The sequence below is a fragment of the Caballeronia glebae genome, from assembly GCF_001545035.1.
In the GTDB taxonomy this organism is placed as follows: domain Bacteria; phylum Pseudomonadota; class Gammaproteobacteria; order Burkholderiales; family Burkholderiaceae; genus Caballeronia; species Caballeronia glebae.
The window spans coordinates 1-11524 of sequence record NZ_FCOJ02000106.1 but is presented as its reverse complement, the minus strand read 5'-3'; the positions used below and the strand labels follow the sequence as shown (position 1 = coordinate 11524).

Annotated in this window: 2 protein-coding genes and 1 pseudogene; 2 read left to right on the top strand and 1 reads right to left on the bottom strand. The window is 64.5% G+C overall.

What is annotated here, in order from left to right; all coding sequences use genetic code 11:
- Positions 1 to 10126: hemagglutinin repeat-containing protein (locus AWB82_RS35240; protein WP_143756975.1), on the top strand; the 10126-nt coding region annotated here is incomplete at its 5' end.
- Between the two features lie 125 nt (positions 10127 to 10251).
- Here the strand turns inward: AWB82_RS35240 and AWB82_RS35235 are convergent.
- A pseudogene (locus AWB82_RS35235) lies at positions 10252 to 10572 on the bottom strand (SymE family type I addiction module toxin); the annotation flags it as partial.
- A 125-nt stretch (positions 10573 to 10697) separates the two neighbouring features.
- Here AWB82_RS35235 and AWB82_RS35230 point away from each other — a divergent pair.
- Positions 10698 to 11524, top strand: an 827-nt coding sequence (locus tag AWB82_RS35230) for a ShlB/FhaC/HecB family hemolysin secretion/activation protein (protein ID WP_143756974.1), incomplete at its 3' end; no start/stop codon positions are given.

The following is an 11524-nucleotide window of genomic DNA, read 5'->3' as shown; positions in this document are numbered from 1 at the left end:
GCTGATCGGCAACGAGTATGGTGTCGGTGTCAGCAATCGTGGCGTCCTGGCCGCCCAAGCGGGCGACCTGACGCTCAAGTCCAACGGGCAACTCGTGCTCGCTGGCACGACTCAGGCGAGCGGTTCGATCAGCGCCAACGCTGCGCAAGGAATCGAAAACAGCGGTACGACCTACGCGCAGCGCGATGTGGTCGTCGCTACTTCAGGAAGCCTGACGAACAGCGGCACGCTGGCCGCGCAGCAGAACACGAGCGTCAATGCGGGCAGGGTGTCCTCGACCGGCACGCTCGGCGCGGGCGTCAACAATGACGGCACGGTCGCCCAAGGCGGCGATCTGACGGTGATGGCCTCGGGCGCGCTGAACGCCAACGGCCTGAACGTAGCGGGTGGCAACGCGACGCTTGCAGGCGGCAACGTCAATCTCGCGGGCAGCCAGACGGCGGCCAACGGGAATGTTTCGCTGACGGCCAACGCGGGCAACCTCAACCTGGCCGGTGCAACGACGAGCGCCGGCCGCGCATTGAACGCCCAGGCGGCGGGCGCGCTCATCAACGACCACGGCGCGTTGACGGCCGGCAGCGGCGCGACGCTCACCGCAGGCAGCGTCTCGAATCAGGGCGGACAGGTGTCCTCGCAAGGGTCGCTCGTCGTGCAGAGCGCCGGACAGATCGCCAACCAGAGCGGCTCGCTCGTGTCGCAAGGCGCGATGCAGGTGCGCGGTGGCGTCATCGGGAACAACCAGGGGACGATGCAAAGCGCAGCGGCCCTGTCGATCTCCGGCGCATCGCTGGACAATACGGCGGGGCGCATCGCGTCGCTCAATGGCGATGGCCTGACGGTTACAACCACGGGTACGCTCACGAACGTGTCCGGTACCACGGCCACCGGCGCACAAGGTGGCGTGATCGGCGGCAATGGCACGGTCACTCTGCAAGGTGCAAGCATCGCCAATCACGGCGCGGTGACGGCGCAGACGGACTTGCAAGTCACGGGCGCCGCGCTCGACAACAACGGCGGAACGCTTGACGCGGCAAACAACGCGACGGTCAGTGCCGGCGCGCATCTGAGCAACAACGGCGGGTCGATCACGGCGGGCCAGCGCGCCACGGTAAGCGCCGTCACGCTCGATAACAGCGGCGGGAGCACGCAGGGCGCGCAACTGTCGCTCACCGCCGCCAATCTCGTCAATCACGCGGGCGTCATCACGCAGACGGGCGCCGGGCCGATGAACGTCGCGGTTTCGGGCACGCTCGACAATTCCGGCGGCGGCACGCTGGAAACCAACAGCACGGACCTCACGCTCATCTCCGCGGCGATCAACAACGACGGCGGCACGATCACGCATGCCGGAGCCGGCACGCTGGCTGTGAACGCCGGCAACGGCGCGGGCGCACTGTCGAACGCGGGCGGCACGATCCAGAGCAACGGGCAGGTCGTGGCCTGGGCTGGATCGCTCAACAACGCGTCGGGTTCGGTCATCGGCCAGAACGGCATCACGGCGACGGTTGCCGGCGCGCTCAACAACGCGAACGGCAAGCTCCTGTCGAACAAGGACTTGAGTCTCGCCAGCGGCACGCTGACCAATAACGGCGGTCAGATCGGTGCGGGTGCAGACGCCGTGATCCGGTCTGGATCGCTGACGAACAACGGCGGCTCGATCGCCGCGTCGAATCTCTCGGTGACGACCGGCGGCACGCTCGATAACAGCGGCGGCGGCATCGCGGCGAACCAACTCGCGTTGACGGCGACGAACCTGCTGAACCACGGCGGCGCGATCACGCAGTATGGCGCGTCACCGATGGGCTTCGCCGTCAGCGGCACGTTCGACAATTCCAGCGGCGGCACGCTGGAAACCAACAGTACGGACCTCGCGCTCAATTCCGCGACCGTCATCAACGACAACGGCACGATCACGCATGCGGGTAACGGCACGCTGACCGTGAACGCTGGCAACGGCGCGGGCGCACTGTCGAACGCGGGCGGCACGATCCAGAGCAACGGACAGGTCGTGGCTCGGGCTGGAACGCTGAACAACGCGTCGGGTTCGGTCATCGGCCAGAACGGTCTCACGGCGACGGTTGCTGGCGCGCTCGACAACGCGAACGGCAAGCTGCTGTCGAACAAGAATCTGAGCCTCGCCAGCGGCACACTGACCAATAACGGCGGCCAGATCGGTGCGAGCGCGGATGCAGCGATCCAGACCGGATCGCTGACGAACAACGGCGGCTCAATCGTCGCGTCGAATGTCGCGGTGACGACCAGCGGCACGCTCGATAACAGCGGCGGCGGCATCGAGGCAAATCAGCTCGCGTTGACGGCGACGAATCTGCTGAACCACGGAGGCGCGATCACGCAGTATGGTGTATCGCCGATGGGCTTCGCCGTCAGCGGCACGTTCGACAATTCCGGCGGCGGCACGCTGGAAACCAACAGCACGGACCTCACGCTCAACGCCGCGACCCTAATCAACGACAACGGCACGATCACGCATGCGGGTGACGGCACACTGACCGTGAACGCCGGTAACGGCGCGGGCGCACTGTCTAACGCAGGCGGCACGATCGAGAGCAACGGGCAGGTCGTGGCTCGGGCTGGATCGCTCAACAATGCATCGGGTTCGGTCATCGGCCAGAACGGGCTCTCGGCAACGGTTGCCGGCGCGCTCAACAACGCGAACGGCAAGCTGCTGTCGAACAAGGATCTGAGCCTCGCCAGCGGCACGCTGATCAATAACGTCGGCCAGATCGGTGCGAGCGCGAACGCCACGATCCAGACGGGATCGTTGACGAACAACGGCGGCTCGATCGTCGCGCCGAATCTCACGATGACGACCGGCGACACGCTCGATAACAGCGGCGGCGACATCGAGGCGAACCAGCTCGCGTTGACGGCCACGGACCTGCTGAACCGCGGCGGCGCAATCACGCAGTATGGCGCGTCACCGATGGGCTTCAACCTCAGCGGCACGTTCGACAATTCCAGCGGCGGCACGCTGCAAACCAACAGCACGGACCTCGCGCTCAACTCCGCCACGGTTGATAACGACGGCGGCACGATCACGCATGCCGGAGCCGGCACACTGACCGTGAACGCCGGCAACGGCGCGGGCACGCTGTCGAACGCGGGCGGCACGATCCAGAGCAACGGCCAGATCGTGGCTCGGGCTGGAGCGCTTAACAACGCGTCGGGTACGGTCATCGGCCAGAACGGGCTCACGGCGACGGTTGCCGGTGCGCTCGACAACGCGAACGGCGAACTGCTGTCGAACAAGGATCTGAGCCTCGCCAGCAGCACGCTGACCAATAACGGCGGCCAAATTGGTGCGGGCGTGAACGCCACGATCCAGACCGGATCGCTGACGAACAACGGCGGCTCGATCGTCGCCCCGAATCTCGCGGTGACGACCGGCGACACGCTCGATAACAGCGGCGGCGACATCGAGGCGAACCAGCTCGCGTTGACGGCCACGGACCTGCTGAACCACGGTGGCGCGATCACGCAGTACGGCGCATCGCCGATGGGCTTCGCCGTCAGCGGCATGTTCGACAACTCGAACGGCGGCACGCTGCAAACCAACAGCACGGACCTTGCGCTCACGCCCGCCACGCTCATCAACGACAACGGCACGATCCTCGCCGCCGGAGCCGGCACGCTGACGATCGCCCCCGGCAATGGCGCGGGCGCCTTCTCGAACGCGGGCGGCACGATCATCGCCGCGGGTCGGATCGACACACGCGCGGCCAGTCTGAACAACGCGAACGGCGTGCTGGCCGCGCAGGGCAATCTCGCGGTCGATGTGGCCGCAGGCGTGGACAACACGCAGGGCGCGATGCGCTCGCTGTCCTCGCTGTCGCTGGCAAGCGGCGGCGCGCTCACCAACACGAACGGCCAGATCCAGTCCGGCACGGGCGCCGCGGACGATGCGAGCACGCTCGATGTCCGGGCGTCGTCCGTCGACAATACGCGCGGTCTCGTCAGCAACCTCGGCGCGGGCGACGCCACCGTGCGGGGCGGCAGCCAGACCATCAACACGGGCGGCGTCATCACCGGCAACGGCGATGTCGCCGTGCAAACCTCGGCGCTCGTGAACACACAGGGCGCGCAGTTGAGCGGCGCGAATGTCGCCGTGAAGGCGGACACCGTGGACAACAGCGCGGGCCAGATCGGCAGCCTCGCGGGCTCAGGCTCAGGCTCAGGCTCCGACGGCGATGTGGCCATCACGACCACGGGCGCGCTCACGAACACGAACGGCCAGATCGGCGCGACGCACGACCTGTCCGTGAACGCGGCCGTGCTCACGGGCGGTGGCGCGTACAGCGCGGCGCATGACGTGGCGCTAAGCGTTCAGGGCGACTTCGCGCCCACGGCGGATTTGCAGTTCGCCGCCGGCCACGACCTGACCTTCACGCTGCCCGGCACATTCACGAACAGCGCGACGCTGGAGGCGGTGAATAACCTGGGCATCAACGCGAGCGATATCACCAACAGCGGCGTCATGATGGCGGGCGGCACGCTCACCACGCACTCGGCCACGCTCGACAATACCGGGGCGATCGTCGGCGGCAGCGTGTCGCTCAATGCCACGCAAACCCTGAAGAACGTCGGGCCGACCGCGCTGATCGGCGCAACCGACAGCGACGGCACGCTCGAACTGCTTGCGCCCGACATCGAGAATCGCGACGACACGACGATGACCGACACGCAAGCGACGACCGCGATCTTCGGGCTGGGCAAGGTCGTGCTGGCGGGCGGCAAGGATGCGAACGGCGACTACACGAACGCGAACCTGATCCGCAACCAGTCCGCGCTGATCGAATCGGCGGGCGACATGGAATTGCACGCCGATCAAGTGACCAACACCCGCACGGTCGTCACCACGACCGGCTTGAACCAGCCAGTCGATCCGGCCTTGCTGGAGCAACTCGGCATCAGTATGTCCGGATGCACGGCGGTCGTCATGGCCGCCTGTTCGGGGCAGATCGTGGGATGGACGCACGCGACCCCCGACATGATCGGCGGCGTCAGTGTCGATCCGCCGCACGGCGGGCAGTGGAACAGCGGCTATCAGTACACGACCTACACGGGCGTGGCATTAGCGAACCTGATCGCTGGCGTCAGCCCGCAGGCGCAGATCGTCGCGGGCGGCGATCTGAACGCCGCGTCGGTCGGCCTGTTCCAGAACTACTGGAGCGCGGTGGCGGCGGTGGGCGACATCGGCGCGGCCGTCTCGCTCGACCAGAACAGCTGGCGGGGGCGCAGCGCACCCGAAGTGCAGGTCACGTACTCGGGCTACTACCACTACACGAACTACGACAACAGCATTCGGGACTGGTCCTTGCCGTTCGGCAATGCGCCGTTCGTGGGAGGCCGGCCCGGTGGCTACACGCAGGCGTCGCCGGCCGATATCCGCGATTACGCGCTGCCGAGCTACGAATCGAGCTTCGTGGCGGGCGGCACGCTCTCGGGCACGGGCATCAGCATCAATAACACGGCCGGCAATGCCGGGATGCCGTCAATCGGACTCGCGCCCGGCCAGGCGCTGTCGGGCGTGACGATCGCCGGGGTGAGCGGCAATGCGAGTGGCGCGAACGCCAGTGGCGTCGATGGCGTCAGCGGCAATGCCGGCGGCACGAAAGCCGGTGGCGTCGATGGCGTGAGCGGCAATGCCGGCGGCACGAAGGCCGGTGGAGTCGATGGAGTCAGCGGCAATGCGGGCGGCACGAAGGCGGGCGCGGTCAGCGTCGACGGCGGCACGGCGATGGTCAATCCGATCATCGCCAGCGCGACGGCGCTCAATGTTCTGAGCAACCTGACGATTCCGCAGGGCGGCCTGTTCAGTCCCGCGACCATTCCGAACGCCACGTATCTGATCGCGACCAACCCGGCCTTCACGAACCAGAAGACGTTCATCTCCAGCGACTACTATCTGCAACAGTTGGGCGTGGACCCGCAGCGCACCGAGAAGCGTCTGGGCGATGGCTTCTACGAGCAGCAACTCGTGCGCAACCAGATCACGTCGCTGACGGGCAAGGCCGTGCTCGGTCCCTATACCAACCTCGAAGCGATGTACGAGGCGTTGCTGGCCACGGGCGCGTCGCTGGCACAGTCGCTGAACCTGCCGTTGGGCATGAGCCTGTCGCCGGAACAGGTGGGCGCGCTCACCTCGAACGTGATCATCATGCAGACGCAGATCGTCGATGGGCAGTCGGTGCTGGTGCCGGTCGTGTATCTCGCTAAAAACAGCCAGCAGAACATGAACGGGCCGCTGATCGCGGCGACGGACATCGACTTTAAGAACGCGCAGACCTTCGTCAATAGCGGCACGGTGCAGGCGGGCAATACGCTGTCCATCGATGGCAAGTCCATCGACAACGCGTTCGGCGCGCTGCAAAGCGGCGGGCTGATGTCGCTGACGACCAAAGGCAATGTCGATCTGACTTCGGCGACGGTGAACGCCGGCAGCCTCGCGCTCAAGGCAGGCGGCGACCTGATTCTCAACACGGCGGCGAAGACCGTCAATCAGGTGAGCGCCACGGGCGCCACGCGCACCACGACGACGCTCGGTCCGCTCGCGAACCTGAACGTGGCGGGCGATGCATTCGTCGTGACGGGCGGCAACTTCGAACAGAAGGCGGGCAACCTGAACGTGGGCGGCAACCTCGGCATGGCCGTGGGCGGCGACTGGAACCTCGGCACGGTGCAGATCGGCGAGCACAAGGTGGTCGAGCGTGCCAACGGCGGGTCCAATACCGACATCAATCGAGTGACGGGCAGCAGTGTGAAGGTCGGTGGCCTATCGCAGATCGGTGTGGGCGGCGATCTGACGGCCACGGGCGCGGCGATCAACCTCGGCGGCGGTGGTGTGGTGGTGGCCAACGGCAACGTGACGCTACAGGCGGCGAAGGCGACGTCCACCATCGACAGCAATAGCTCGGGCAGCGACAGCCACGGCAGTTACTCGGAGTCGCTGCACCGCTCCGACGATGCGCTCACGGCCACCACGCTCAACGCCGGCAATTCGCTCACCGTGGTGTCGGGCAAGGATATCAACCTGACCGGCAGCGCGATCAGCCTCGACAAGGGCACGGCGACGCTTGCGGCAGCGGGCGACGTCAATGTGGGCGCGGCGACCGAAACGCACGTCGACAATTCGCAGGAAACGCATAGTCACAAGAACGTCGTGAGTGGCAAGGAAGTGGCGAGTTCGAGCAACACGAGCGCGACGCTGAGTCAAGGCAGCCTGATTTCCGCCGATGCGGTGACGCTCGCGAGCGGCAAGGATATCAACGTGACGGGCAGCACGATCGTCGGCACGAACGATGTGTCGTTGAGCGCTGCGCACGATGTGAACATCACGACGTCGCAGGACACCGTGCAGTCCTCCGGCAGCCATCAGGAGAAGCGAACGGGCTTCGGCACGAGCGGGCTGAGCGTGACTTACGGCAGCAACGATACGGCGACGACCGATCAGGCGTCGAGCGTGACGAACCACGCGAGCACGGTGGGATCGATCAACGGCAACCTGTCGATTCAGGCGGGCAACACCTTGCACGTGACGGGCAGCGATCTGCTGGCGGGCAAGGATGTGACGGGCGTGGCGGCCAATGTGATCATCGATTCGGCGACCGATACGGCCCAGCGCTCGCAGACGCAAACCACGCATTCGAGCGGGCTGACGCTGGGTCTGTCGGGCTCGGTGGGCGATGCGATCAACAATGCCTACGCGCAGGGCAAGGCCGCTGGGCACTCGGCGGACAGCGGCAATGACCGTGCGTCGGCGTTGCACGCGATCGCGGCGGCCGGCGACACGGCGATGGTCGTGGCCGGCGCGACCGGGGGCACGCTCATGCAGAGCCCGAGTATCGGCGTTCAGGCGAGCGTCGGATCGAGCAGCAGCCGCAACGATTCGAGCGAGAGCCAGACGATCAATCGCGGTTCGAACGTGGCCGCGGGCGGCACGGCGGCATTCGTGGCGACCGACGGCAACGTGAACATCGCCGGATCGAACGTGAGCGCGAACGACGTGGTGCTGGCGGCAAAGAATCAGGTAAACATCGTCAACACGACGGACACGGCGTCCACACGCTCATCGAACAGCAGTAATAGCGCGAGTGTGGGCGTGTCGGTGACGACGAACGGCATGGGTATCTCGGCGGCGATGAGCAACGCACACGGGGACTCGAACAGCGATGCGAAGATGCAGAACGCGTCGCACATCAGCGGGGCGAATAGCGTCACGATTGCCTCGGGTGGGGACACGAACATCATCGGCTCGCAGATTGCGGGCAAGCAGATTACGGCTGATGTGGGCGGCAACTTGAACATCGTGAGCGTGCAGGATACGACCACGAGCGCGGCGCATCAGAGCAGCGCGGGCGGAGGCTTCTCGATCAGTCAGACGGGAGGCGGGGCGAGCGTCACGGCGCAGTACGGGCACGCGGACAGTGACTATGCGCAGGTGAAGGAACAAGCGGGGCTGTACGCGGGCGAAGGCGGCTTTAACGTCAACGTGAAGGGCAATACCGATCTGACGGGCGCGGTGATATCGAGCGCGGCGGATGCGTCGAAAAACAGCCTGAGCACGGGCACGCTGACGTTCTCGGATCTTGAAAATCACTCGCACTACTCGGCGAATAGCATGGGTGTGTCGTATGGTCTGTCGCCGGGTGCAACATCGGATAAGGCCGTCGGTCCGGCATCGGTGCCGGGCGCGGGCGGCTTGGTGCCGATGATGGCGCAGAGCGAGCACGGCGACCAGAGCGCGACCACGCGCAGCGCGGTGAGCGCGGGTACGATCGCTATCAAGGACAAGGATCGTCAGACGCAAGACGTCGCGAGCCTGAGCCGCGATATGACGAACACGAACGGCACGGTGGGCAACACGCCGGACGTGAACGACATCCTGAATAAGCAGGCCGACACGATGCAGGCCGCGCAAGCGGCCGGTCAGGTGGTGGCGCAGGGCATTGGTGCATTCGCGGAAGCGCAGCGCAATGTGGCGTTGGTGGATCACGACCAGGCGACGGCCGATGCGTGGGCCGAGGGCGGAGACAATCGGGTGATGCTGCACGTTGCGGGCGGAGCGCTGATTGGCGGGCTGGGCGGTGGTTCGCTTGGTGCAATCGGCGGGGCAGCGGGTGCGGGCGTGTCGGCAGCGCTGGCGCCGAAGCTCAACGAACTGTCGGGCGAGATCGGAGGGGTTGCAGGTAATGCTACGGCGAATGTGCTGGCCGGGCTGGCCGGTGCAGCGGTGGGCGGCAGTGCAGGCGCGGCGGCTGCGTCCAACGCAGATATGTACAACCGGCAACTTCACCCTGATGAACGAAAGTGGATTAAAGACAATGCGACGCAGTATGCGAAGCAACAGGGCATCACGGTAGATCAAGCGGTCGCAGCGCTCACGGCGCAAGCTGATCGCCAAGTGCAGAACGGTTCGGCGGGTGCGTGGGATCAGAGTGCAAGCGCATACCTTAGTCAGGCGCATGGCATGTTGTCTGCGGATGGCAACAGCGGTCCGGGCTATATGTTCTATGCGACGCCGGATCAGAAGGCGAACGCGAGCATGTATGCGGGCTACTATCCGAATGGCGTTGGGCCGAATCAACCTGGCAAGAGCGCGATCACGAACTCAGCTAATCGCGATGCGGCGAGTCGTGATGCCATTGGCAAAGAGACGATGGCTGCCGGGGTTGCTGCGGGGTTGATCTCGGGAGGAGCTGCAGTCGCTGCGGTTACTCCGTCTATTGCGGATATGCTGACTACCTATAAAGCGGGACAAGCAGCGTATTCGTTAAATACAGCTGCACTGACTGGAGGCGCCGTGTCTGGTTCGATATATACAGGAATTGCAACGGGTGGCGCACTCTACGACGCGTTCCGAGGCGGTGACTTCGGTTCTAGCTTCAACGGAAGGTTCTCAGTCGCTGGCCTTGCCACCGCATCAACGGTTGGCGCTTTGAATGCGATGTTCGGCACGTCGATGTTCAAATGGGCAGATATTCCAAATGGTATTGGAAACATAGCGACAGTTCCCGGCGTCGTGATCCGAGCAAATGGAATTGCCGCCGGTCAAGCAGCTGGTAGAGCAGCACAGGGCGCGGTTAAAGAACATAACCGAAATAAGTGAAGGAGGGGGCATATGGTCGACGGATTCTTAAGCGGTGTTCTTGGCGGCCTATTCGGACCTGCATTAATGCGGCGTGCGTCCAAATATCGCTACTGGGCGATATTTGTCGCAGTAACGGTATGCGTTCATCTATTTCTGCTCATTAGTGGAATATGTGCGGACGGATTTACTACAACGTTAGGCCGATACAAACACTTTATGATGACAGCGGTCGGCATCCTAGTTCCTTGTGCTATGGGGCTCTTGGCAGTATTAACTGTCGTCGTTTGCAGTGTGATAGCGGGGAAAACGAAAAATAAGGGGCAGTAGCAACAAACCCGGCCAGAGCCGGGTTTGTTGCATGTGGCGTTTGTGCAGGCGGCCGTGATGACAAGCCTGCCGTGTTCGACCTGCACTCTCACACGCTGTCGTGGCTCGAAGCCCGCACGCTCAAGCCACCGCCCTGAGCGATTGAGCCAAGCGAAAGGCGGAGGTCTTCAAAAAGGCCCAGCAAGCAGCGTGTGACGCTTCGGTCATTTGCATTGCCTCCCTGCCCGAGACGCGATTGTTATATTGAATAAGATGCAAGTTAATGACTCATAGAAGAAAGCTCGCGGCCCTGCCGCTCACAGCCCTGGTATCACTCGCCGTTCAGGCGCAGCAAGCTCCAAGACCCGCCGATGAAGCCGCCGCCGCGCGCGCCAACGCGATCCAGGATCAGCAGGTCCAGCAACAACGCGAGGCGCAGCAACGCGAATCGGCCGTTCAGAGTCCGGCGGTGCGCTCGACCGTCCCGGACGATGGCGGCTTTCCGACGCTCCCTTCAGAGACGCCGTGCTTTCGCATCGACACGTTCGCGCTCGATGTACCACCGACCTTGTCCGCGACATCACGCGAGAAAGGCGCATCCGCGCTGCCGCTCGACCCGTTCGCGTTCGCGCGTGAATGGCTCGACCACTACAAAGGCCAATGCGTCGGCAAGCAAGGCGTCAACGCGCTGACTAAGGGATTGCAGCAGGCAATCCTTTCTCGCGGCTACATCACCACGCGCGTGTTGCTGCCCGAACAAGATCTCTCAGGCGGAACGTTGAAGTTCGCGCTCGTGCCGGGCGTCATTCGCGATGTGCGCTTCGCCGAGTCGCTCTCTTGGGGCACATGGAAAACCGCCTTCCCAACAAGTCCCGGCGAGGTACTCGACCTGCGCGACCTGGAACAAGGCTTGGAGCAGATGAAACGCGTGCCGAGCCAGGACGTCGACATGAAGATTGAACCGACCGACGTGCCAGGCGAGAGCGACGTCGTTCTCACCGTCAAGCGCGCCAAACCGTGGTCGCTCGTCGCTTCGATCGACAACTCCGGCAGTCGCGCGACTGGCAAGCTGCAAGGTAATCTGAGCTTGGGCATCGACAACCCGCTGGG